Origin of the sequence: Haloarcula quadrata (genome assembly GCF_003634715.1) — an archaeon.
GTDB classification, from domain to species: domain Archaea; phylum Halobacteriota; class Halobacteria; order Halobacteriales; family Haloarculaceae; genus Haloarcula; species Haloarcula marismortui.
This window is the reverse complement of record NZ_RBWW01000001.1, coordinates 629,241-650,514: the sequence shown is the minus strand read 5'-3', so window position 1 is coordinate 650,514 and position 21,274 is coordinate 629,241. Positions and strand designations below refer to the sequence as shown.

Here is a 21,274-nt window from a genome sequence, read left to right as displayed (position 1 = left end):
CGACTATGACAGACACTGATACCCCACACAGTCAACAGTCGGACAGTCCCCTCCGCGACGCCACACGCGTCGCCAATCAGGTGATCGAAAACGTCGAGCAGGTCATCGTCGGGCAACACGCCGCCATCGAACACATTGTCATCGCGCTGCTCGGCCGCGGCCACGTCCTGCTTGAGGACGTCCCCGGCGTCGGCAAGACGATGCTTGCTCGCTCTGTTGCCGCGTCATTCGACGGCGAGTTCAAGCGCGTCCAGTTCACCCCGGACCTCCTCCCGACCGACGTGACCGGCGTCAACATCTACAACCAGAAGACACAGGAGTTCGAGTTCCGGCCGGGTCCGATTTTCGCCAACGTCGTCCTCGGCGATGAGATCAACCGCGCGCCGCCGAAGACGCAGTCGGCACTGCTGGAGGCCATGGAGGAACAGCAGGTGTCCGTCGATGGGACCACACATCCCGTTCCACAGCCGTTTACCGTCATCGCCACGCAGAACACGGTTGAGCAGAATCGGGCCTATGACCTGCCGATGGCCGAACTCGACCGGTTCATGACGAAACTGCATCTCGGCTATCCGAACGAGGCGGCGGAGACGGAGATGCTGGGTGACGTGGTGGGCCACCATCCCATCGAGGATCTCACGCCGGTCGCCACCCTCGATGCGCTGTCCGCGGCCCGGGAAACGGTGGCCGACGTGGCCGTTGAGGAGCTTATCCGCTCGTACACGACCCGGCTGGCGCGGTACACGCGGGAGAACGCACAGCTGGGCGTCAGCCCGCGAGGCAGCATCTCGCTGCTCCGGGCAGCACAGGCCCGGGCCGTGCTTGACGGCCGCAATTACGTTATTCCCGACGACGTACAGACGGAAGCGCCGGTTGTCCTCCCACACCGTATCCGCACTGAGAGCAGCGAGCAGGACGCCCGGGCACTCGTCGCGGAGGCACTTGATACCGTCTACGTCGAATGAGACCGACACGACGCGGCTTCGCCGTCCTCGCCCTCGCCGTCGCCGCCCTCCTGGTCAGTGCCAGGTTCGGCCAGCCCGGGCTCACCGCCGTCGCCGGCCCACTGTTCGCCGGCGTGTTCGCCGCCGCTGTGCAGGTTCGCTGGAGCGGCGCGCCGACCGTCGAACTGGGCCACCTCCGCCGTGGGTTTCCCGGCGAGACGAAGCCCGTGGAGTTCCACGTCGACGGGAGTGGCATTGCGACGGTCACCGCTCGGCTCTCAGAGGGGCTTGATGGAAAGACGACGGTCACCAAGTCTCTGCCAGCGGCGGTGACATACCGGGTCACCTACACGGCCCGGGGTGAGCAACGGGTCGGCCCCATCGAGGCAACGGTGACGGATGCACTGGGACTCATCAAAGAGAGCTATACCATCGAGAGCAAGGCCGACGTACTGGTGTATCCGCCCGTCTACCGACTGGGCGGCACGGACGCGTTCGCGCGGACGTTCACACCGAAGAACGAGGACCGGCAGTCGTTTGACCGACTGCGAGAGTACGTCAGCGGCGACTCCTTGCGGAACGTCCACTGGAAATCCAGCGCCAAGCGCGAGGACCTGTTAGTCAAGGAGTTCACTGACAACCGGAGCGACCGGACCCTGCTCGTTGCCGCTGAAGCCCAGCGGGGCCACGCCGACGAGATGGCCGCCGCGGCGGCGACGATCACGATGGCCGCGCTGGAGAGTGGTCTCGCCGTCGAACTCGCCGTCCCGAACGGCGCGGTCGAACAGGGGTACGGCGACACCCACCGAACGCGACTGCTCGAACTGCTGGCCCGGGCTGACGCGGGCCAGACCGGCCGGACAGACGACGCCGACGTGATTGTCACAGCCAACGGCGACGGGGTCACGGTGTCGGTCGACGGCCGCCGCCAGTCCTTCGCTGCTGTGACCGCCAGTCGGGACAACCCCATCGCAGGCGAGGTGAACGGATGAGCGCCCCGGTCACAGAGCGTGTCCGCGACCGGGTCCCCTGGGGCGGGTCACGAATACTGGCGTTGCTTGCGACGGCGCTGGCAATCGGCGCGCCGCTTCGGACGATGTACTATCTCAGCGACGTGGTCGGCGACCCCACCCTGTTTCTGGCGCTGGCCGCCCTCTCGTTCGTGGGTGCGACCTTGCTGGCCCGCGTGCTCAGACCGCCCCTCGCGGTTGCTGTCGGCGCAGTGCTGTTCGCCGGCGGGGTCGGGGCGTACATCCTGAACCTCTCGACGAATCCGGCGATAACGGAGCTTCTGAGCGACACCGTCGCCCTGCTGACCGGACGGTCGCTGCTCCAGATAGCCGAGGTCAGGCTGTGGGTGTTGTCGTTCGCGCCGGCACCGGTGTTTCTGACGTGGTACTTCGCGCTGCGGCGCTGGTACGTCACGGCGACGGTGGCGGCTGGCACGGCCCTCGCGTTTTTCGCCCTGACGACTGACGCCGGTGTGGTGACGACACTGCTGGGTGTGGTCGGCATCGCAGCGACGATCGGCTTCGGAACGCTCGATACGCTGTCGACGGACGAGCCGGCGGACCTGACGAAGCGACCGGACGCGATGACTGGCAGTGACGGGACGGAGCGCGCGGACGATGACGGCGACGGCATCGACGCTGGGCGGCGCGCTGTCCTCGAACAGCTGGCGGCGATAATCGTCGTCCCAGCGGCGCTGTCACAGGTGCCGATCACCCGGGACAGTTTGCTGTCCTACGACGACGAGTCGGAGGGTCAGACCGTCGAAGGGAGCCTCTTCGACGCCGGAGAGTCCCTTTCAGTACGCGGGAGCATCTCGTTGACGCCGGAGATCCGGTACACGGTCGAAAGCGAGGAACCGCGCTACTGGCGGGTCGCCTCCTACGACCGCTACACCGGCAACGGGTGGGTGCGGACGGGGAATCCACGCCAGTACGACGACCAGCGCCTCGACAGCCCACCGGGTGAAACCCGGACGCTTCGACAGGAGTTCCGGGCGGAGTCGAGCATCGGGACCGTCCCGGCCGCCTGGAAGCCCGTCCGCTACTCTGGGGAGCCGTCGGTATCGGTCTCAAGCGAGGGCGGGTTCCAGCCAGACGGCCCGTTGTCGACTGGCGACACCTACGAGGTCAGGAGCGAACTGCTCGTGGCGACTCCCGACGGGCTGCGTGCGGCCGGCACTGACTACGACGATACGACTACGGAGCTGTACACGCAGCTTCCCGACAGCACGCCGGACCGGGTTGGGGAACGGACGGCTATTCTCACCGCGAACGCCGAGAACCCCTACGAGACGGCGCTGGTCGTCGAGCGCTGGCTGCAGAACACCAAGGGCTACTCACTCAATGTCGACCGACCCGACTTCAACGTCGCCGACGCCTTCCTCTTCGAGATGGACGAAGGGTACTGCGTCTACTTCGCAACGACGATGGTAACGATGCTCCGGACCCAGGGCATCCCGGCACGCATGACCGTCGGGTACACCTCCGGCCAGCGCATCGACGAAGACCAGTGGGTCGTGCGCGGGCTCAACTCTCATGCTTGGGTCGAAGTGTACTTCCCCGGTCAGGGCTGGGTACAGTTCGACCCGACGCCGTCCGGGCCGCGAGAGGCAGTCAGACAGCAACGTATCGAAGACGCGAGTTCGGACGGATCGTCGCCCACTGTCGGCGACGGCAACCCGGTAGAACGGTACACGCCACCCGACACGTCAACGCCTGCCCCACTGACCGAGACCAATGGTACCGAGACCGAGCCGACGGAGACACCAACGGCCACCGGAACGGACACACCCACCGGCACAACAGAGGCGTCGGACACAGACGAGGGGACGGAGCTGAGCATCCCGGAACTCCCGTCGCGCGAGGAGTTGACGCTGGGCGTCGTCGCGTTGCTCGGCATCGCAGCGGGCGCGCGCCGGTCCGGCCTCAGCGAGCGAGCCTACCGGGCGGTGTGGCTGCGCTACCAGCGCCGCGTGGACCCCGAGACCGACGTTGAGCGGGCGTTCCAGCGGGCCATGTACGTCCTTGCGACGGAACACCGGGGCCGCAAAAGCGGCGAGACGGTACGGGCGTATCTCGACGCGATAGGGGCCGACGACCGGGTCAGGCGGCTGGCGACGTTACGAGAACGGCTCCGGTACGGCGGCGAAGTGAGCGAGGCAATGGCCGACGAGGCCGTCGAAATCGCCGACGGGATCGTCTCCGAGCGATAGTCCCCGACAGTGTTTAATAGGTCGTGTTCGTAGGCGCGATTGTAATGTCGGAAGTCTGCTCGACGTGCGGGCTGCCTGAGGAGCTCTGCGTCTGTGAGGACGTCGCTAAGGAGTCCCAGGAGATTAACATCCGCATCGACGAGCGCCGTTACGGGAAGGAGGTAACGATTATCGAGGGATTCGACCCGAAAGACGTCGACATGGACTCGCTGTCCTCAGACCTCAAATCGAAGTTCGCCTGCGGTGGCACTGTTGAGGACGGGCAGATAGAGCTCCAGGGCAATCACACGGGCCGCGTCGAGGATTTCCTCCGCGACAAAGGTTTCAACGTCGCCTGAACTCCTGACTGCCAACGGTTCTCGTGAGAGCGCCGTGGCAAGCCGCTGCTGTGACCTGCTCGCCAGCTTTTCAGCTCGGTCTGCGTGCGAGTGTGCGCTGCGATCGGCTATGAGTGATTCAGGTCTGGCTGCTTTTTACCGTCGTGGGAGATTCGGGTAGCGACCGGTAGAGACAGAATTTGTTGCATGATACCAGCACGCATAATCGGCGGTCAACTATTTCAACCACGGGGCGGTAACTGTTTGCAATGTTCGGTGTACCCCGGCGGGTGGTGGCCGTCGGACTCGTGGTCCTTCTCCTTGGTGGGGGAATCGCGTCGCTCCCGGTGGCGGCGACCGCCGACCACGGGGCGGTGACCGGGGCTAGCGACGGAGCGGCGGCTGGCGTCGGTGAGAACTGCACGTACAAAGCCGAGACGGCGTCGGGTCAGCGTGGGCCGGCAGTTGAGACAGTACAGTCGCCGACAGCCACGACCGAGTCGAATGGCTCGCTGGTCCGGATACGAAGCGCCGACATGCATCGACGCCAGCCGCGGGGACAGGGTGGGGACACAGCCGGAACGGCAGCCCCAGCGGCGGCCAGCATGGAGACAGGGACGGCCACGTCGGGTGCAACACAGACCAAGGACGGTGACGTGATTCAGCAGACACAGACCTACGCGCGCGTGCCTGAGGAGCCGGGTGAAGTCGCGGTGACCGTGGCCTACGAAGTCCCGGACCGGGTCGTTGACCTCGAAACGCACGTCCCGGCGGCGGGGACGGTGACCGGAACGGACGGGTTTGAGCGCGTCAACGAGTCCGTGTATGAGTGGGAAGAAACGACGGATACGGCGACGATCAGCTACCGCATCAACCCGAACCAGACCATCGAGAAGAGCGGTCCGGAGGGGTCCGAGGGCCGATATCTCAGCGTCGATACGGGCGAGTGGGCGCTGCTCACACGGTCACTGACGCCGACGCGCTGGCGCTACACTGGTCAGGACCCCGTCAGGTACAACCGCACGCTCCGGACGGCAGGCCCGGGTGCGGCTGGCGAGGAAATCGTGTACCTCGGCGAAGTGGCGACGTTCGAGGAGACAGCGCACGACCAGACGTTCACGCTGGCTGTGCCAGAGCGGTCGGCAATGACAGCCTCGCCAATTTCGGTTCTCGACTCGATGGCGAACGCATCGAACGCTCTCCGGGTCGGCGACCGTGACGAGCAGGTGTTCGTCGTCGCCGCGCCGTCTGGGGCCGTAGAGTGGGGCGTCGAGGGGTATCAGATCGGTGACGCTGATATGTGGGTCCAGTCCCGGCAAACGCTGGACACCGCCAACAACGTCTGGCTTCACGAGTACGTCCACAGCCGGCAGGCCTACGAGACGACACAGGAGACGCGGTGGACGGTCGAGGGCTGGGCGACGTACTACGCCGCTGTCCTGACGCTGGAACAGAACCGGATCGGGTTTGACGAGTTCCGGGAACAGCTCGCGGTGGGTGGACGGCCGGTCTACAGCGACGTGACATTGACTGACAGGGCAAGCTGGACGAGCAACGCGAACTACAGGAAGGGCGCGCTCGTCGCCGGGCGGGCAGACGTCCATATCCGCTCGGCTACTGGCCGCAACCAGACACTCCAGAGCGTGTTTCAGTCGCTGAACGGCTACCGTGACCCGGTCACGCAATCGCAGTTCCTCACCGAAGTCGAGGCCGCTGGCGGGGAAACCGTCCGGAACACGACCGCGACGGAGACTGAAACGACAGCAGCGGTGACGATGTGGAACGGGACGACACACCGACAGTTGTTCGGTGCGATTCCCGCCCGTATCGGCTACGGCCTGCCACCGGTCGACCGGGCAGATGCCTACCGTGCAGATAGTCTCTACCGGCCGAACGCACCGGTTGGCGGGAGCGAACCGATCCGGCTGGTGACCAACGAGACGCTCGCGGTCGACGCGGTCGTCGAGAACGCCGGTGGTGAGGCGGGGGCGTACAACGTGACGCTCGCAGTCAACGAGACCGTCGTCGCCGCGAAACAGGGCCAGATCGAACCGGGGGAACGGACCGAGGTCGAAGTGACACACACGTTTGCCGACCCCGGCCGATACGCCATCAGCGTCGACGGCGACACCGTCACTGTCGTGGTGACGGAGCCGGCAGCCGCCAGTGTGACTAATGTCACTGCGAGTCCAAAAGAGGTCAGACAGGGAGACGAGGTCGACGTGACCGCCACTGTCGCCAACGACAACGAGATTCCGGGGACAATCGCGGTCGAGTTCCGCCGTAGCGATGTCGTGTTCGCCGAGCAGCGGCTGTATCTCCCACCACAGACGACGACAACGGTCACGCGGACGGTCACCCTCGATAAACCCGGAACGGTGTCGCTGTCAGCGGGTGACGGACAGACCACGACGGCGGTCGAGGTGCTCGTCTCAACGGAGACAGCCGAACCAACGCCGACGCAGACTCCCACGGAGCCGCTCACAGAGACACAGACTACAGCCGGAGAGGGCAACGGCTTTACTGCGCTCGTGACCGGTCTCGCAATGTTACTTGCGGCGCTGATTGCCCGTCAGCGTAGTTCCTGACACGAGCCCGAAGGGAACAGTTATTGAGGTCGGCCGGCCGTTGTCAACCGTGAACGTCGGAATCGCGTACGCCGTCCTGTCGGCGCTGGTGTTTGGGGTGTACCTGTTCGTGATGAAGCGGTGGTTCACCGAATACCCGTCGCCGGTGTTCCTGCTACTTACGTACAGCCTGGTCCCCATCGTCTACTTCCCAGTCGTCTTCATCAGCAACAAGCCCTTCCTCCCGGCGGGAAACCGCGTCAATGTCCTCTTGTCGATACTCGCTGTGACGGCGGTGACGGCAGTGGGACTGCTCACCCTTTTTCGGGCGATCCGCGTCGGCGAAGTCTCCTACGTCTCGCCGATCAGCAAAATCGTTCCTGTGTTCGTGTTGCCGCTGGAAGTCGGCCTGCTGGGCCAGCACCTCTCGCCGCTGCAGGTCGGCGGCGTCGTCGTCGCGACCGCCGCCGTTTATGTCGCGAACTGGCAAGGCACAGCGTTACTGGCCCCGCTCAAACGGGCCCGGCAGTCCCGGCCCGCGCAATTGGCCTTACTGTCGGCTGCGGCGTTCGCGCTCGTCGATGTAAGCAAGCGGGTGCTGATGCAGGAACTGGCTATCGAACCGACGACATACATCCCGGTGATGGCTGTCGGCATCGCCGCGTTGATGACGCCGTTCGCGTTCCGGTATCAGATCCCGCCGGGGTGGCAGGCAGACCTCCCGAAGTTCGTCGTCGCGGCGATGTTCGTCGCCTACGCGAACCACATCGTGTTGCTGTCCTTCCAGTTGCTCCCGGCGAGTATCGTCTCGCCTATCGTCAACGGACAGGCTATCGTCGCTGTTATTCTGGGCGCGATTATTCTCGACGAGGCGCAGTTCCGAGCACGCCTAGCCGCTGCGGGGCTGGCTATCGTCGGTATCGCAATGATATCGGTCGGATAGAAAGGTCAGGCCGACTTTCGTTCCGAGGAGCAGCCAACCTGTACCGCATAGCTCGATTGAAGCCATGCGGTCGGGTTCTCGGTGTCGTAGACGACGACGTCGCCGCCGCCAGTAGTGAAGCTGCCGTACTGCTCGTCGGAGTCGGTAGTATCGCGCGACGCTGGTTCCATTGTGGTACAAGGGCACATCCGGCACAGCGCTACATAAAGGTTTCTCAGATGTGGTATGAAGTATTATTAGCATACTAGGACTTGTCCGCATAACATAGTCCTACTGAGAGACCAGCACCGATATGTGGCCGCCGGCAAAGGCATCAGATATGACACGAACGGACGCCCCAGTAACGCCGCCAGTCGTGCTGACCGTCGCTGGCAGCGACTCCGGTGGTGGGGCCGGCATCCAGGCCGACCTCAAGACCATCGAAGCCTGTGGCGGCTTCGGGACCAGCGCGATCACGAGCGTGACGGCACAGAACACCACGGGCGTGCAGGGCCAGCATCTGCTCCCGGTCGACGAAATTGAGGCCCAGATTGGGGCGGTCACGGGAGATTTCGACGTGGCCGCGGTCAAAACGGGCATGCTCGCAACGAGAGAGGTCATCACTCTGGTCGTGGAACACGCCGCCGACCTGCCGAATCTCGTCGTCGACCCGGTGATGGTGGCGGCCTCGGGCGACCGGTTACTGGCTGCCGAGGCCGAAGACGCTTACGAGACCCTCATCGCCGAAGCGGCGGTCGTCACGCCGAACGCCGACGAAGCCGCCGTCCTGACCGGGCGCGATGTCGACGACCCTGCGGCCGCGGAGCAGGCGGGCCGTGACCTCGTTGAGATGGGAGCCGACAGCGCGCTCGTGAAGGGGGGCCATGTCCCGGGAGACGCCGTCGTCGACACCCTCGTGACCGATGACGGGGTGACGACATTCCGCCACGACCGCATCGACACCGAGGCCACCCACGGCTCCGGCTGTACGCTCTCCTCAGCCATCGCGACGCAGTTGGCCCACGGCGACGACCTGCCGGCGGCGGTCGGAAGCAGTATCGACCTGCTTGCGAGCGCGGTCCGGTACAACGTTGACGTGGGTGACGGTCCGGGCGCGGTCCACCACCTCGTCCAGACCCGCAACGACGCCGCGCGCCGTCCGACAAGCGAGGCCGTCGAGCGAGCCGTGTCGGCCCTCGTCGATGCAGACGTGTCGGCGCTGGTCCCAGAGCGAGGGATGACAATCGCTGGTGCGACACCATACGCAGAGACACCGGACGCGGTCGCCGCCGTCGAAGGCCGCATCGCCCGCACGATGGACGGTATCCGGCCGAACCGCGGCGTCCGCTTCGGCGCGTCCACGACGGTGGCTCGTGCCCTGCTGGCCGCCCGTGAACATGACCCCGCGGTCCGGTTCGCCGCCAACTGCCGACTGGCCGACGCCATCGAGGACGCGCTGTCGTCGCTGAACAGGCCTGTCGCTGCGTACGACCCCGACGAGCGCCCGGACGCGGTTTCCGACGACGGTATCGCGTGGGGCGTCGACCGGGCCTTCGAGACCAGCGAGGGGACACCGGTCGCCGTCGTCGGCCGCGAGGGCGTGGGTACTGACGGGCGCGTGACACTGTTCGCAGCGGACGCCGACGACCTTGTCTCCCGGATGGAGACCGTCCACGGGACCGTTGAGGACAGCGTGTAGCCGGTCAGTCGGTCGTGCGCTGGTTCGACACAGACGGTGGCCGCGTTTAACCGCGAGCAACGCATACCCGGACGTATGAGTGAAACACAGTCGAGCGAGCGGATTACGGTCTTCTCGGACTACGTCTGCCCGTTCTGTTATCTCGGACGCGAATCGCTCAGGCAGTACCAGTCGACGCGCGAGGACGAACTGGAGGTCGACTGGCACCCCTTCGACCTCCGGAGCGGGAAGCGCAACCCCGACGGCTCCATCGACCACTCCGTCGACGACGGCAAGGACGACGAGTACTACGAGCAGGCCAAAGAGAGTGTCCGCCGATTGCAGGCGAAATACGACGTCGAGATGGACCTGGACATCGCCACTGACATCGACTCGCTGCCAGCCCAGATAGCCTCGTACTACGTCAAAGAGCACTACGACTACGAGACGTGGCTGGCCTTCGACGTGGCCGTCTTCGAGGCGCTGTGGCAGGACGGACAGGACATCGGCGACGAAGACCTGCTGGTCGAGCTGGCCGAGGGCGCGGGCGTCGACGGCGACGAGATCCGGTCGGCGCTCGCGGACGACGCCCTCCGGTCAGAGGTCCGCGAGAATTTCACGGCGGCCAAGCGCCAGGGCATCACCGGCGTCCCGACGTTCGCCTACGATGGTCACGCCGCCCGCGGCGCGGTCCCGCCCGAGCAGCTCGAACGGCTGGTCGAAGGTAGCTGAACGTGGCACAAGGCGGCATCGTCTGCGCTCGATCTCACGCGACGCGGTTCCGCAGTGACTCGCCGCGTGTGGCTCGTTCGACGTTCTCCCGAACGAGTGCCGCGATGTCTTCGTGATACCGGCTCGTGGCCGCGGCGACGTGTGGTGTTACGATGGCCGATTCGTGGTCCCAGAGCGGATGGTCGTCCGGAAGCGGTTCCGCCCAGTGGGCGTCGAGAGCCGCCCCCGCAATCGTCCCGGTATCGAGGGCGTTCAGTAGCGCGTCTTCGACGACGACCGGTCCCCGAGCGACGTTGACGAGGTAGCTGTCGGTCCGCATCTGCGCGAGGAGAGCGGCGTCAACCATGCCGTCGGTCTCCTTGGTGAGCGGACAACACAGCACGACGAAGCGCGCGTCGGCGACGGCAGTGTCCAGTTCGTCGGGGGTGTACACGTGCTCGACGTTCTCGGTGGGGTCACCGGAGCGACGAACGCCGACGACATCCATCCCCAGTGCGTCGGCCCGGTCGGCGACGCCCTGGCCGATGGTGCCCAGCCCGACCACGCACACCTGCTCGCCGGTCAGCGTGAACGGCGCGTCGTACGGTTCCTGCGTCCAGTCGTTGTCGCGCTGGCGGTCCCGGTAGACGTGGAGGCGGCGGGCAAAGGCCGTCAGGTAGCCGACGACAGTCTCTGGGACGGTGTCGCCGTGGATGCCAGTGCTGTTCGTCAATGCAGTCCCAGCCGCTTCATAGGCAGCCACATCGAACTCATCGTAGCCCGCGCGGATGCCGTGGACCCAGGCGGCGTCCAGAAACGCGTTCCGTGGGGAGAACGTGACGACGCAGTCACCGGCATCGAATGCGGCGTCGTCGCCGACAATCTCGACGGGAATGTCGGGCCCCTGTAACGCGGCGACCATCGCTTCCAGCGGACAGGCCTTCGCAACCGACTCGTGGACGGCGATTCTGGCGATATCCATATCCGTCCCTGCGCCGGGGGCAGTATAGTCCTTTTCCGGAACGCGACACGACGGCGAGCCAGTCAGTCCCAGCGACTCTCGAGCGCGTCGACACGCATCTCGATATAGCGGCGGGACCACCGCTTCGAGAACCGACGCAGGGGTCCAAAGAGCCCGTCTGTGTCTGTAGCGTCGGCAGAAACGTCTTCATCGTAACTCGACCGACCGCCCGACTCCATTGGTCCCTCTGGAAAACTCATAATGATACATGTTATCACGGGGTGTGAAATAAATATTAGGGATATTAGGGCGACGGAGAGGCCATGCGTTTTTGCCGTCTTCACCGATTTTTGCCATCATTTTTGAAACAAGTACAGACAACAAGGGATTTAAGCGATAGTTCACAATGCTGGGTTCACGCGTCAATGACCACGTCGTCACCGTCCAGTCGACTCCAGAAGGGGTTTCTCAAGTACCAGCACGTTTTCGTATTTCTGGCACCATTGCTGTTCGTCGTCGGTGTGTACACCGCTGCACCGACGCCCGCTGACGCGGGCACCGGCTACTGGTTCGAGTACTGGTGGCTCTGTATCGCATTCGTCACCGGTGCCACCATCGTCAACACGGTCGGTATCAGCGGGTCGGCCCTGTTCGTTCCGTTTCTCATCTTCATCTTCCCGGTACTCGCCGGGGAGACGCTGACACCGGAGACACTGGTGAAGGTCGGACTCATCAGCGAATCGTTCGGCCTCTCCAGTTCGGCACTCGCGTTCATCCAGTACGGGCTCGTCGACCGACGGCTCGCGCTAAGCCTCGTCCTCGGGAGCGTGCCCTTCGTCGTCGCCGGCGCGCTGCTGTCGTTTGTCATCCCGGAGCCGGTGTTTCACGCATTGCTCGGTATCGCCCTGCTGGCGGCGTCGTACCTGCTTTTCAAGGCCGACCTCGGCCACGAGGAACCGGGTGAGGCAGGCAACAATGACCCAGAGGTGTCGGCTGACGGTGGCGATGCGACGCTCCCCGACGACGACAACAAACTCGGGCCGGCCGGCGTCGAAACGGCCGACAACGGAACCGTGACGCGCGTCGACCGCGACGGCAACGACTACGGCTACACGCGCGGCGGCTATCTCGAACGCTTCGCGAACTACAGCATCGGCGGTGTCTTCCAGGGACTGGCCGGTTTTGGCGTCGGCGAACTGGGCATCATCTCGATGCTCCGAACCGATGTCCCGGTCCGAGTCGCCATCGGCACGAACCACATCGTCGTGGCGCTGACCGCGGTTCTGGCCTCGCTGGTCCACGTCTTCGGCGGCGGCCTCGTCCCGGGCGCGCACTCCATCGACCTCGCGTCGACGCCGTGGAACATGGTCGTCTGGACCGTGCCTGCGACCGTCACCGGCGGCCAAATTGCACCGTACGTCTCGACCGCGCTAGATACCGGGACCATCAAGAAGTTCGTCGGCGGGCTGTTCGCAGTCATCGCCGCAGCGCTGTTCCTGATGGCGACGGGTGGTGTCTGAGCCGATGTACGACACGATTCTCCTCCCGACCGACGGCAGCGACGGTATCGGTGCGGCCGCGAGACACGCGGGAAAAATTGCCGGTCGGTTCGACGCGACGGTCCACGTGCTCTCGGTTGTCGACACCCGAAACCGGTTCGAAAGTCCGTCAAGCGGCCTCTCGGCTGACGCGTGGCTCGAAGCAGAACGCGAGCGCGCCGGGTCGGCCATCGAAGCGACCGTCGCCGAGTTCCCTGACGACGTTTCTGTCGAAACCACGCAGCGAGAGGGCGTTCCGAAGACCGAAATCGTCGACGCGGTCACGGACGTTCCGGCAGACCTCGTCGTGATGGGGACCCACGGCCGGACCGGACTGGACCACTATCTCATCGGCAGCGTCGCAGAGACGGTCGTCCGCGAATCGCCGGTCCCAGTGCTGACCGTCCAGCTATCGGACGAGTGAGCGCGGTGCAGGGGTCTGTGTGATTGCATCAGCCATCGACCAGACTTGGCCGGGACGGATCGGTCGCTTGGTGGTACGCTGACAGCACAAGCGCGTGGAACGCGACGAGGACACCGACACCGACGACGATGACTGCGACCTGCAGCGGGGTCGAGAGCAGCCATAGCGAGACGATGAGCGTCGTCGCACAGGCCGGCGCGTGAACCGTATCGGTCGCAATCATCCCCCAGCTTGTCACGACGAGTGAGAGGGTCGCACTCGCGACGAGGCGAAGCCCGGCCATCGAGAATGCGGTTGGGTCCGCGACGAGCGAGACACCGCCAGCAAGCAGGCTGTACGCGAGCAGCCCCGCAACACCGCCGATGAAATGGCTCATGACGACACTGGCCAGCCCCGTCCGGTCGCCGTCCCGCTGAAATGCGAGAATGAACGCAGACGGGCCGAGACTCGGGAAGATGAATGGCTGGCCGCTCGCCCACGCGAGCGTTCCGAGGACGACGAACAGCACGCCAGCGTACAGGCTCATCCCGACCCGGTGCCGTCGCATTGCTCCCGGTAGGAAACTGGACGGATAAGACAGTCACGGTCCGACAGAGTCGTCCCGAGTGGGGACGACAGCGGTCAGAGTGCCGTCATCGTCGTGTCGTCCTCGCTCGGGGCCGACGGCGGCCGCCCGTCAGCCGTCCGCAGTTGCTCGAACGCGACTGCGATAATCGCGGTGCCATACAGCGACGCCAGGGGTTGGATAACGATAGTTGGCAGTTGCGAAACCGGTCCCGAAAGCGCCAGCGAGCCGATGAATCCGATGATCCCGCCAACGACCGCCGCGGCGGCACCAACAATCAACAGCAGGCCGAACAGCGCGAGCCGGTCACCCTTGGTGAGCCGGTAGCTCTCTTTGAGCGCCGCAACGAAGTTCCGGTCTTCGACGATGACGTACGGCATCATGAAAATGAACACGACGTAGGCGAAGATGCCGGGGATGAGGAACAAGATCGACCCGATGAACACCAGCAGGCTGTAGACGATCCCGCCGACGAACACGTTCACCAGCGCGAGTGGCACGTTCCGCGTGAACGCACCCTCAGGGAAGCTCTCGCGCGCTCCGGGGACAAACGTCCGGAAGGACACGACAGTGAGATACAGTGAGACGACGGAGGTGACAGCGATACCGGCACCAGCAACAGTAAGCGGGATGTCGAAGGTGAGCGGCAGGGCTGCGGCAATTTCGCCGTATCCCATCCTGGTGTAGGTCGTCGCCAGAATTGAATTGAACAGGAGTTGAAAGCTAGCCATCAGGGCAAAAAACGCTACAAGTAGTATCGCGCCGGTACGACTGAGCAGCCGGTACCCCGCCTCTTCGAGGGCGGAGCCAATTTGGAGGGCCATCGTCGGACCGCTTCGACAAGCAATGACAAAAGTGTTGCCTCAGTGTGACAATCTAACCCAGTTCACGTACGCGATTCCAGCCCGCGTTCGACGAACTCGATAAGGTCCTCGGCCGGGACGAACCCGTCAGCACGGCGGTGAATCAGGTCCCCGTCAGCAAACAACAGGAACGTCGGGACACTCCGGACATCGAACGCGTCGACGGCATCGAGGTCGTGTTTCGGATTGAACACGACCACCGTGGCGTCAGTGGCTTTCGCAGCGATATCGAGTATCGGCTCCATGGACTTGCAGATAGTACAGCCAGTCGTCCGGACCATCACCAAGACGTGGTCGGCCGTGGCCAGCACGTCGTCAAGTTCGTCTCGCGTTTCCACCGTCCGAACGCTGTGTTCCGTCGTCGTGTCCATAGAGACGGTACGTGCCACAGCGCGAAGAACCCCGCGACGGGTCACACCCGTTCGGCCGCAACTACTGTCCGGCGCTGTCAATCCTCGATTTCACGTACGACCGACGCGGGGTTCCCCTGAACGACGACGCCAGCAGGAACGTCGTCGGTGACGACCGCACCGGACCCGATGACGGCATCGTCGCCGACGGTGACGCCCGGGTTGATGACCACCTGCCCACCGACCCAGACATTGTCGCCGATAGTCACCGGCTTCCCGTACTCGACGCCGCTACGTCGTTCATCCGGGTCAAGTGGGTGCGTCGCGGTGTAGATGTGGACACCCGGCCCGAGCAGGCAGTCGTCGCCGATATCGACCCGGCAGACATCCAGTACGACGCAGTCGAAGTTCGCGTAGAACCCATCGCCGACGTGGATGTTGTCGCCGTAGTCACACCGGAAGGGCGGTTCGACGTGGCAGTCCGCACCGACCGAGCCAAAGAGGTCCTCGATGAGCGCCTGTCTGGTGTCGGCCTCAGATGGGTCGGTCTGGTTGTACTCCCGGGTGAGTTCGTTCGCACGCTCTCGGGCAGTAACGAGTGCTGGGTCGCTCGCGTCGTAGCGCTCGCCCGCCAGCATCTTCTCCCGTTCAGACGCCATTCCGACCCACCTCTGAAGTCTCTCTCGCGGCGCGGCGAGGGATGGTCATAGTGGGCTGTCGGAGCGCCCCGGTAAGAGATGTTTGGGTCGGGGGGCTTTCTGGCTGTTCGAAGTCGCCATCGCGTCCCGAAACACGACCCACCCTGCTAGCCCGGAACGGATTTATAGTCGACCGTCGCCTACCATGGTTCGTGAACCGCACGGCAGCGCTCGACGCAGTCGTCTTCGGTGTCGACATCCAGAGCGGCGACGTGCGCGGTGACGCACCGTCGTACGCGCTGGTGGTCTTCGACGGGGAATCAGTCGAGCGAGACGTGGTCTCGCGGCGGAAGCTCCGCCGGCGTATCGAGGACGAGGAGCCGGCCATCGTCGCGACGGATAACATGTACGAACTCGCCGAGGACAAGGATGCCCTGATCCACGTCCTCGGGTCCCTCCCCGACGAAACAAAACTGGTGCAGGTGACCGGCGACGAGCGGCCGGAGCCGCTTTCCCGGGTCGCCAAGCGCCACGGGGTCCCCTACGGCAAGGACCCGATGGAGGAGGCCGAGGCCGCGGCCCGGCTGGCCGCCGCCAACGTCGGGCAGGAGGTGTCCGCCTTCACCGATACAACAGAGGTGAAGGTCTCGCGGGGCCGCTCGACCGGAAAGGGAGGGTGGTCAGAAGACCGCTACACCCGGCGCATCCACGGTGCAGTCCGGAAGCGAGCGCGCGAAATCGAGTCCGAGCTCGACGCTGCCGGTCTGGAGTACGAGCGGGACGTGACCGAGAAGTACGGCGGGTTCTCCAACGCCGTGTTTCAGGTCTCGGCCCGACCACAGGACATTCCGGTGTCGAGAGCCCGGTCGGGCGACACGCGCGTCGAAATCGAGCGCCAGCGGCGGGACGGCATCGAGTTCAAGCCGCTGGCGAAACGGCGCGACCACGTCGTCGTCGGCGTCGACCCCGGAACGACGACGGCTGTTGCCATCGTCTCTCTCGACGGCACTGTACTGGACGTGTACTCCTCGCGCACCGACGACGCTGCCGCGACGACGGAGTGGATTATCGAGCGCGGACGGCCCGTCGTTGTTGCTGCCGACGTGACGCCGATGCCCGAAACCGTCGAGAAACTCCGGCGCTCCTTTAGCGCCGCCGGCTGGGAACCCGACACCGACCTTCCGGTCGACGAGAAGAAACACCGGACTCGGGAGGAGGCGTACGACAACGACCACGAACGCGACGCGATGGCCGCCGCGCTCTACGCCTTCGACCACCACGCCGACCAGTTCGAGCGTGTCGCGGGCAAGGTCCCGCCACAGTACGATGTGGGACCGGTCATCGACCGTGTCGTCGCCGGCGAGGAGAGCGTCGAAACAGTGCTGCGGGACCTCGAAGACGACGACAGCGAGGACGAGGACACAACGGCCCACGAACCGCGGGAACTCACCGACGACGAGAAGGAAATCAAGCGGCTGAACGCCCGCATCGAACGCCTTGAGTCACACGTCGACGACCTCAAAGAGACTATCAAGCGCAAGGACGACCAGCTCTCGGAAAAGGACAAACAACTGGAGAAGGCCCGCAGCGAGGGCCGGCGCGAGGTCAGAAAAGACCGCGAGGTGACGCGGCTCCAGCGGCGCAACGAGGCCCTCGAACGGAAAGTCGATGACGAACAGGAGAAACGCGAGGCGCTGGCTGACAAGCTCGAACGGTTGAAAGCGCTGTGGAAGCTCGACCACTCGAACTTCGCCGATGTCTCGGAGAAACAGGAGGGGCTGACCCCGGTCAAGGTGGTCGAACAGTTCACCAAGGACGCTATCGCCGACGCCGACGAGCGGTTTGGCCTCGTTGAGGACGACATCGTCATGTTCCGGGACGCCTCGGGTGCGGGCCGGTCGACGGCCCAGCAACTGGCGGATATCGACCCGAAAATCGTCCTCCGGAACGGGAACCTCTCCGACATTGCCGATCAGGTGCTGTTCGACAGCGATATCCCCGTCGCGCCAGCCGAGATGGTCACCGTACAGGAAGTGGACGAACTGGCTGTCGCCCGTGAAGGCGAAATCGAGGCGGCAATCGAAGACTGGGAAGAACGCGCCGCCGACCGCCGGAAGGAGCAGAACGCGGAGATGGTCGACCAGATCATCAGCGAACACCGGGCCGACCGGCCGACGAGCGAGAACTAGACGCTGGCGTCCGTCGAACAGGACGGAGCGACATGGCACTCCGTTCGGTGTGTCGGTGGCACAACGGCGAGCCAGCCGTACTGAGTAGTTATGGTCTTCGGGTGCGTTTGTCTCGCATGGAAGACCAGTGTCGTGTTCTGGCGGCCGCGGTCGAGACTCTCGACGACGTCTTCTACGTCTACGACGCAGACGGCAAACTTGCGTACTGGAACGCTCGGCTGAACGAACTGTTCGGCCTGACGGACGGCGAACTGTCGGGAATGGACCCGACCGAGCATTCGTCTTTAGCTAAGACTCACACCTCGGTTGTGTAGCGGTAGCGAGCGTCTCTTGTAAGATCGGTCGTTGTTGGTGGATCTTCTGAGCATCCTCGATCAGCCGCTCCAGCAACGGCGGTGGCGAGTAGCCGAGGTACTCACCGAGTTCGTGGAGGATGAGCTGGGCGTGCGACCGGAAGGTCGCCGCCCAGCGTTCCGGCGGAAACACGATCTCATCGTCGGCCTGCTCGGTGACCAGATCCAACAACTCTCGGCTCACCAGCAGTGACAGCAACGCAGCGTATAGTAGAATTTTCACGACATCAGGGTTGTTCGTGTCGAATTCGTCCAGTTCGTACTGCGTTTTCAACTCACGGAACAACGTTTCTACCTCCCATCGACACCGATACAGCGTCGCTAGATCCGCCGGGAGAAACTCCTCTCTCGGCAGATTCGTGATGTACAGGTGGTAGTCGTCGGCGTCCTCGTTGCGGACGCCGACGACGCGAAACCGCTTCGTGTCCAGCGACCGAGTTCCCTCGTACTGGCCGCGCTTGAATTCTGCTTCCACCTCTACGTCGATGTACTTCCGCGAGAGATCATTGACCACGTCGTGGATCTGCTTGCCCTCCAAGGGAATGGCGCGGCCGCGCCATTCCCGTAATTCCGCCGTTATCACCGGATTTGCGTTCTGCTTCAGCCGACTCACAAAGTAGCCGTCGTTCTCGTCGATCAACGCAAAGCGGCGGTATTTGAAGTACGCCCGATCAAACAGAACCAGTCGTCCTTGCAGCCACGATCCCGTCTTGAACAGCGCGCTGTCGTGCGTTTTCTCATCAGTCACATCGATCCGTTCAATCGTCTGGTCGGTGGCGTTGTGGAGCAGGTGGAGCTTCGCTCCAGCCTGCTCCTCGTGGCGGGCTTGAAACTCATCAGAGAGGAACTCGTGCAACCGCAACACGGTTCCATCAGCGATCATCACGTCCCTGAATCGGTCGATATCAGCGTCAACAGCATCAGGGACAGCGACCTCGTCGAGCGCGGCCTCGACGAGGTCGCGGAGATACTCTGCAAGAGTAGGCGTCAACCGGTGATAGAAACCGCCAGAAGAGATCGGTTCGTCAGCTGTAGCGTTGTAGCAGCGTCTAAACCCAGCGAGTGTTCGGCTCTCGCCTGCGGCGAAGCCGAACACGAGCGCCCACACGAGGACAGGAATCTGAAGCTTGCCCTCTCGCTCGACCACGCCGAGTTCCTCGGCGTGCTCTTCGAGGAACTCGGAGGGAAACAGTGTAGTGAGCCGACGCATGATTCTCGACGAGGAGGTGTCAGTGTGCACAGCGGACTCCTCCTCATTCCTCTCGAAAAGTAGCCTCGATAAGCCGCTGCTGTCACGTGGTTCGTCTCTTAGCTAAAGACAGATGCCCGACCGAGTTCTTCGTTGCAGACGACCGGGAAGCCGTTGAAGCAGCTATTGAGGACGTGTTCGAGTCGGGTCAAACGAGCGTCGAAGCGCGAGCAGAGACGACGGAAGGGGTGGTGACGTTCGAGCTCAGCGGTCGGCTCCTCGCGGGGGACGACGGTACAGTTCAGGGGTTCAGCGGTGTCGGTCGAGATATCACGGACCGGCGCGAGCGGGAGTGGCATCTTGAGCGACAAAACGAGCGGCTCACGGAGTTCGCCGACCTGCTGGCACACGACCTCCGGACGCCGCTTGCCGTCACCAGCGGCCACCTCGAACTCGCTGCCGAGGAGCTGTCGCCCGAGCGTATCGACGCCGCCAGAGACGGGTTACAGCGGTTAGAATCAATTATCGAGGACATGCGAACCGCGACCAGAGAGGGAACGCTTGCAACCGACGAGCAGGCGGTCGACATCGCTGACGTGGCAACGATGGCGTGGGCGTACGTCGAAACCGACGGGGCGTTACTGGAGCCGCCGCCATCGATACTGCTCGAAGCCGACCCAGAGCGATTGCTCCGACTGTTTGAGAACATCTTCGCTAACGCCGTCACACACGGGCCTGGACGCGACGAACGAGCATCCGACGAGGAAGGAGGCGGCGACACCACCGAAATAACGGTTCACGTCGTACCGACGCCCGACGGCTTCGCAATCGAGGACGACGGCCGGGGAATCGCTCCCGACGAACGGGAGCGGGTGTTCGAACCGGGCGCGTCACGGGCGGCTGACGGAACCGGCTTCGGTCTCTATATCGTCAGGGCAATCGCCGAAGCCCACGGCTGGACAGTACGTGCCACAGCTGGAGAACACGGCGGTGCACGGTTCGAGTTCGATATTGATGCGGACACCGCCTGTTAGTCGTCTCCGCCTCAGGGCATGCCGTCGCCGCCCATACCGCCACCGCCCATGCCGCCGCCACCCATACCGCCCATCCCGCCGCCGAGTCCGAACGCGCCGAGCAGGCTCGTGACGAGGCCGTAGACGACCAGTCCGAGGCCCCCGACAACGAGAGCGATGCCGACGGCGACGATGGGTGCCTTCCACGCGACCAGACCGATGCCGGCGAGCAACACGACGATGCCGCCGATGCCAACCGCACCGAGTTTGTCCAACATACCCGTGTAGGCCAAGCGGGCGGACAAAAGCCCGTCGGTCAGTGCTCGAACTCGGTGTCGACGTTCTGCGCCGCCGCGACCATCTCGGCGATGGTGTCCTGCCGGCGAAGCAGCCACATCGTGTCGCCCTCAACGTCGAAGGTTCCGTCCATCGCGGCGGCAGAAATATCGAGGTCGCCCTGCAACATCGTGACCCACTCGCTGTAGGGGCCACGGAACGCGAAGTCGTACTCGGGGTCCGCGACCGTCCCAGCAGCGGTACAGGCACCGTCCTTGATGACAACGACGAACTGTATCGGTTCGCCGGTATAGGCGTCGTCAGCGCGGATTTCGAAACAGAATACGGCGGTGAAGTCGTCAGCGCTGTCGGCGAACGCAGCACGCTCGTTGATTCGGTCGCGCCACGCAGCGGCCCAGTCGTCGGCCTCGGTCGGTAGCGTCACAGTCATTGGCAGGCGGTATGCAAGGGGGGCTTTTCTGTGTTGCCTTGTCCGTTCGAGTGCAACCCCCGGGAAGTCGTCGCTGTGGCTCCGCGAAGAACGCGAGGAAAA

At 64.2% G+C, this 21,274-nt stretch carries 22 protein-coding genes and 1 pseudogene; 13 read left to right on the top strand and 10 right to left on the bottom strand.

Features of this window, described 5'->3' with window-relative positions:
• Positions 1–5: 5 nt before the first annotated feature.
• The 6 genes from BDK61_RS03370 (at position 6) to BDK61_RS03345 (ending at position 7,994) form a co-directional block, all read left to right on the top strand.
• Entirely contained in the window at positions 6–965 is a 960-nt protein-coding gene (locus BDK61_RS03370) for an AAA family ATPase (protein WP_121302303.1), read from the top strand.
• Positions 962–1,936 carry a DUF58 domain-containing protein gene (locus tag BDK61_RS03365; protein WP_121302302.1) on the top strand — a complete coding sequence of 325 codons (975 nt, stop codon included), beginning with the start codon at positions 962–964 and terminating at the stop codon, positions 1,934–1,936. Before BDK61_RS03370 ends, BDK61_RS03365 begins: the two co-directional genes overlap by 4 nt.
• On the top strand, positions 1,933–4,167 hold the full coding sequence (locus BDK61_RS03360; protein ID WP_121302301.1) for a transglutaminase domain-containing protein: 2,235 nt from the start codon (positions 1,933–1,935) through the stop codon (positions 4,165–4,167). Before BDK61_RS03365 ends, BDK61_RS03360 begins: the two co-directional genes overlap by 4 nt.
• 44 nt (positions 4,168–4,211) lie before the next feature.
• Positions 4,212–4,505: a stress response translation initiation inhibitor YciH gene (gene yciH / locus BDK61_RS03355; protein ID WP_004516073.1), complete on the top strand. Its 294-nt coding sequence runs from the start codon at positions 4,212–4,214 to the stop codon at positions 4,503–4,505.
• A gap of 248 nt (positions 4,506–4,753) precedes the next feature.
• Positions 4,754–7,072: a CARDB domain-containing protein gene (locus BDK61_RS03350; RefSeq protein ID WP_121302300.1), complete on the top strand. Its 2,319-nt coding sequence runs from the start codon at positions 4,754–4,756 to the stop codon at positions 7,070–7,072.
• A 40-nt stretch (positions 7,073–7,112) separates the two neighbouring features.
• Positions 7,113–7,994 (top strand): DMT family transporter, encoded by an 882-nt coding sequence (locus BDK61_RS03345; RefSeq protein ID WP_004959146.1) that lies wholly within the window; start codon positions 7,113–7,115, stop codon positions 7,992–7,994.
• Between the two features lie 5 nt (positions 7,995–7,999).
• Here the strand turns inward: BDK61_RS03345 and BDK61_RS23260 are convergent, their stop codons facing one another.
• Complete coding sequence (locus BDK61_RS23260; RefSeq protein WP_004590650.1) at positions 8,000–8,164, bottom strand: DUF7331 family protein; 165 nt, start codon at positions 8,162–8,164, stop codon at positions 8,000–8,002.
• Positions 8,165–8,286: 122 nt separating this feature from the next.
• Here BDK61_RS23260 and thiD point away from each other — a divergent pair, with 122 nt between their 5' ends.
• Positions 8,287–9,672, top strand: coding sequence for a bifunctional hydroxymethylpyrimidine kinase/phosphomethylpyrimidine kinase (thiD, locus tag BDK61_RS03340; RefSeq protein ID WP_121302299.1), 1,386 nt, complete (start codon positions 8,287–8,289; stop codon positions 9,670–9,672).
• A gap of 75 nt (positions 9,673–9,747) precedes the next feature.
• Positions 9,748–10,383: a DsbA family oxidoreductase gene (locus BDK61_RS03335; RefSeq protein ID WP_121302298.1), complete on the top strand. Its 636-nt coding sequence runs from the start codon at positions 9,748–9,750 to the stop codon at positions 10,381–10,383.
• A gap of 34 nt (positions 10,384–10,417) precedes the next feature.
• On the opposite strand, the gene ddh is transcribed toward BDK61_RS03335, so the two are convergent.
• The gene (gene ddh / locus BDK61_RS03330) at positions 10,418–11,344 is read right to left on the bottom strand and encodes a D-2-hydroxyacid dehydrogenase (RefSeq protein WP_121302297.1); all 927 of its coding nucleotides are present in this window, start codon (positions 11,342–11,344) and stop codon (positions 10,418–10,420) included.
• Between the two features lie 62 nt (positions 11,345–11,406).
• On the bottom strand, positions 11,407–11,583 hold the full coding sequence (locus BDK61_RS23255; RefSeq protein WP_167467342.1) for a hypothetical protein: 177 nt from the start codon (positions 11,581–11,583) through the stop codon (positions 11,407–11,409).
• 165 nt (positions 11,584–11,748) lie between these two features.
• Here BDK61_RS23255 and BDK61_RS03325 point away from each other — a divergent pair, with 165 nt between their 5' ends.
• Both BDK61_RS03325 and BDK61_RS03320 read left to right on the top strand, forming a co-directional pair.
• The gene (locus tag BDK61_RS03325; protein WP_121302296.1) at positions 11,749–12,843 is read left to right on the top strand and encodes a sulfite exporter TauE/SafE family protein; all 1,095 of its coding nucleotides are present in this window, start codon (positions 11,749–11,751) and stop codon (positions 12,841–12,843) included.
• Between the two features lie 4 nt (positions 12,844–12,847).
• On the top strand, positions 12,848–13,285 hold the full coding sequence (locus BDK61_RS03320) for a universal stress protein (protein WP_121302295.1): 438 nt from the start codon (positions 12,848–12,850) through the stop codon (positions 13,283–13,285).
• 28 nt (positions 13,286–13,313) lie between these two features.
• Here the strand turns inward: BDK61_RS03320 and BDK61_RS03315 are convergent, their stop codons facing one another.
• The 4 genes from BDK61_RS03315 to BDK61_RS03300 all read right to left on the bottom strand — a co-directional run bounded on the left by BDK61_RS03315 (position 13,314) and on the right by BDK61_RS03300 (position 15,722).
• The gene (locus tag BDK61_RS03315; RefSeq protein WP_121302294.1) at positions 13,314–13,832 is read right to left on the bottom strand and encodes an HPP family protein; all 519 of its coding nucleotides are present in this window, start codon (positions 13,830–13,832) and stop codon (positions 13,314–13,316) included.
• A 74-nt stretch (positions 13,833–13,906) separates the two neighbouring features.
• Entirely contained in the window at positions 13,907–14,674 is a 768-nt protein-coding gene (locus tag BDK61_RS03310) for a glycerophosphoryl diester phosphodiesterase membrane domain-containing protein (RefSeq protein ID WP_121302293.1), read from the bottom strand.
• A 62-nt stretch (positions 14,675–14,736) separates the two neighbouring features.
• Positions 14,737–15,084: a thioredoxin family protein gene (locus BDK61_RS03305; RefSeq protein ID WP_004959159.1), complete on the bottom strand. Its 348-nt coding sequence runs from the start codon at positions 15,082–15,084 to the stop codon at positions 14,737–14,739.
• Between the two features lie 77 nt (positions 15,085–15,161).
• Positions 15,162–15,722, bottom strand: coding sequence for a sugar O-acetyltransferase (locus BDK61_RS03300; protein WP_121302292.1), 561 nt, complete (start codon positions 15,720–15,722; stop codon positions 15,162–15,164).
• Between the two features lie 191 nt (positions 15,723–15,913).
• On the opposite strand from BDK61_RS03300, the gene BDK61_RS03295 reads away from it, so the two are divergent.
• Together BDK61_RS03295 and BDK61_RS03290 are read left to right on the top strand one after the other, a co-directional pair.
• Positions 15,914–17,890 (top strand): DUF460 domain-containing protein, encoded by a 1,977-nt coding sequence (locus BDK61_RS03295; protein WP_121302291.1) that lies wholly within the window; start codon positions 15,914–15,916, stop codon positions 17,888–17,890.
• A 32-nt stretch (positions 17,891–17,922) separates the two neighbouring features.
• Positions 17,923–18,165 (top strand): annotated as a pseudogene (locus BDK61_RS03290) (PAS domain-containing protein); the annotation flags it as partial.
• Positions 18,166–18,178: 13 nt separating this feature from the next.
• Here BDK61_RS03290 and BDK61_RS03285 read toward each other — a convergent pair.
• On the bottom strand, positions 18,179–19,453 hold the full coding sequence (locus tag BDK61_RS03285) for an IS4-like element ISHma1 family transposase (RefSeq protein ID WP_011222252.1): 1,275 nt from the start codon (positions 19,451–19,453) through the stop codon (positions 18,179–18,181).
• An 86-nt stretch (positions 19,454–19,539) separates the two neighbouring features.
• On the opposite strand from BDK61_RS03285, the gene BDK61_RS03280 reads away from it, so the two are divergent.
• A complete protein-coding gene (locus tag BDK61_RS03280) occupies positions 19,540–20,466 on the top strand; it encodes a sensor histidine kinase (RefSeq protein WP_244209668.1) in 927 nt (308 codons plus the stop codon).
• 11 nt (positions 20,467–20,477) lie between these two features.
• Here BDK61_RS03280 and BDK61_RS03275 read toward each other — a convergent pair whose 3' ends face one another.
• Both BDK61_RS03275 and BDK61_RS03270 read right to left on the bottom strand, forming a co-directional pair.
• Positions 20,478–20,723: a DUF7470 family protein gene (locus tag BDK61_RS03275; protein ID WP_004590621.1), complete on the bottom strand. Its 246-nt coding sequence runs from the start codon at positions 20,721–20,723 to the stop codon at positions 20,478–20,480.
• Positions 20,724–20,761: 38 nt separating this feature from the next.
• Positions 20,762–21,172 carry an SCP2 sterol-binding domain-containing protein gene (locus BDK61_RS03270; protein ID WP_121302290.1) on the bottom strand — a complete coding sequence of 137 codons (411 nt, stop codon included), beginning with the start codon at positions 21,170–21,172 and terminating at the stop codon, positions 20,762–20,764.
• Positions 21,173–21,274 lie beyond the last annotated feature (102 nt).

Bases quoted from the DNA above. Each gene is read 5' to 3' on its own strand.
- BDK61_RS03300 (WP_121302292.1), bottom strand. From the start codon at position 15,722: ATGGCGTCTGAACGGGAGAAGATGCTGGCGGGCGAGCGCTACGACGCG.
- BDK61_RS03360 (WP_121302301.1), top strand. From the start codon at position 1,933: ATGAGCGCCCCGGTCACAGAGCGTGTCCGCGACCGGGTCCCCTGGGGC.
- BDK61_RS03270 (WP_121302290.1), bottom strand. From the start codon at position 21,172: ATGACTGTGACGCTACCGACCGAGGCCGACGACTGGGCCGCTGCGTGG.
- BDK61_RS03285 (WP_011222252.1), bottom strand. From the start codon at position 19,453: ATGCGTCGGCTCACTACACTGTTTCCCTCCGAGTTCCTCGAAGAGCAC.
- BDK61_RS23255 (WP_167467342.1), bottom strand. From the start codon at position 11,583: ATGAGTTTTCCAGAGGGACCAATGGAGTCGGGCGGTCGGTCGAGTTAC.
- BDK61_RS03310 (WP_121302293.1), bottom strand. From the start codon at position 14,674: ATGGCCCTCCAAATTGGCTCCGCCCTCGAAGAGGCGGGGTACCGGCTG.
- BDK61_RS03275 (WP_004590621.1), bottom strand. From the start codon at position 20,723: ATGTTGGACAAACTCGGTGCGGTTGGCATCGGCGGCATCGTCGTGTTG.
- yciH (WP_004516073.1), top strand. From the start codon at position 4,212: ATGTCGGAAGTCTGCTCGACGTGCGGGCTGCCTGAGGAGCTCTGCGTC.
- BDK61_RS03315 (WP_121302294.1), bottom strand. From the start codon at position 13,832: ATGCGACGGCACCGGGTCGGGATGAGCCTGTACGCTGGCGTGCTGTTC.
- BDK61_RS03370 (WP_121302303.1), top strand. From the start codon at position 6: ATGACAGACACTGATACCCCACACAGTCAACAGTCGGACAGTCCCCTC.
- BDK61_RS03335 (WP_121302298.1), top strand. From the start codon at position 9,748: ATGAGTGAAACACAGTCGAGCGAGCGGATTACGGTCTTCTCGGACTAC.
- BDK61_RS03320 (WP_121302295.1), top strand. From the start codon at position 12,848: ATGTACGACACGATTCTCCTCCCGACCGACGGCAGCGACGGTATCGGT.
- BDK61_RS03305 (WP_004959159.1), bottom strand. From the start codon at position 15,084: ATGGACACGACGACGGAACACAGCGTTCGGACGGTGGAAACGCGAGAC.
- ddh (WP_121302297.1), bottom strand. From the start codon at position 11,344: ATGGATATCGCCAGAATCGCCGTCCACGAGTCGGTTGCGAAGGCCTGT.
- BDK61_RS03325 (WP_121302296.1), top strand. From the start codon at position 11,749: ATGACCACGTCGTCACCGTCCAGTCGACTCCAGAAGGGGTTTCTCAAG.
- BDK61_RS23260 (WP_004590650.1), bottom strand. From the start codon at position 8,164: ATGGAACCAGCGTCGCGCGATACTACCGACTCCGACGAGCAGTACGGC.
- thiD (WP_121302299.1), top strand. From the start codon at position 8,287: ATGTGGCCGCCGGCAAAGGCATCAGATATGACACGAACGGACGCCCCA.
- BDK61_RS03350 (WP_121302300.1), top strand. From the start codon at position 4,754: ATGTTCGGTGTACCCCGGCGGGTGGTGGCCGTCGGACTCGTGGTCCTT.
- BDK61_RS03365 (WP_121302302.1), top strand. From the start codon at position 962: ATGAGACCGACACGACGCGGCTTCGCCGTCCTCGCCCTCGCCGTCGCC.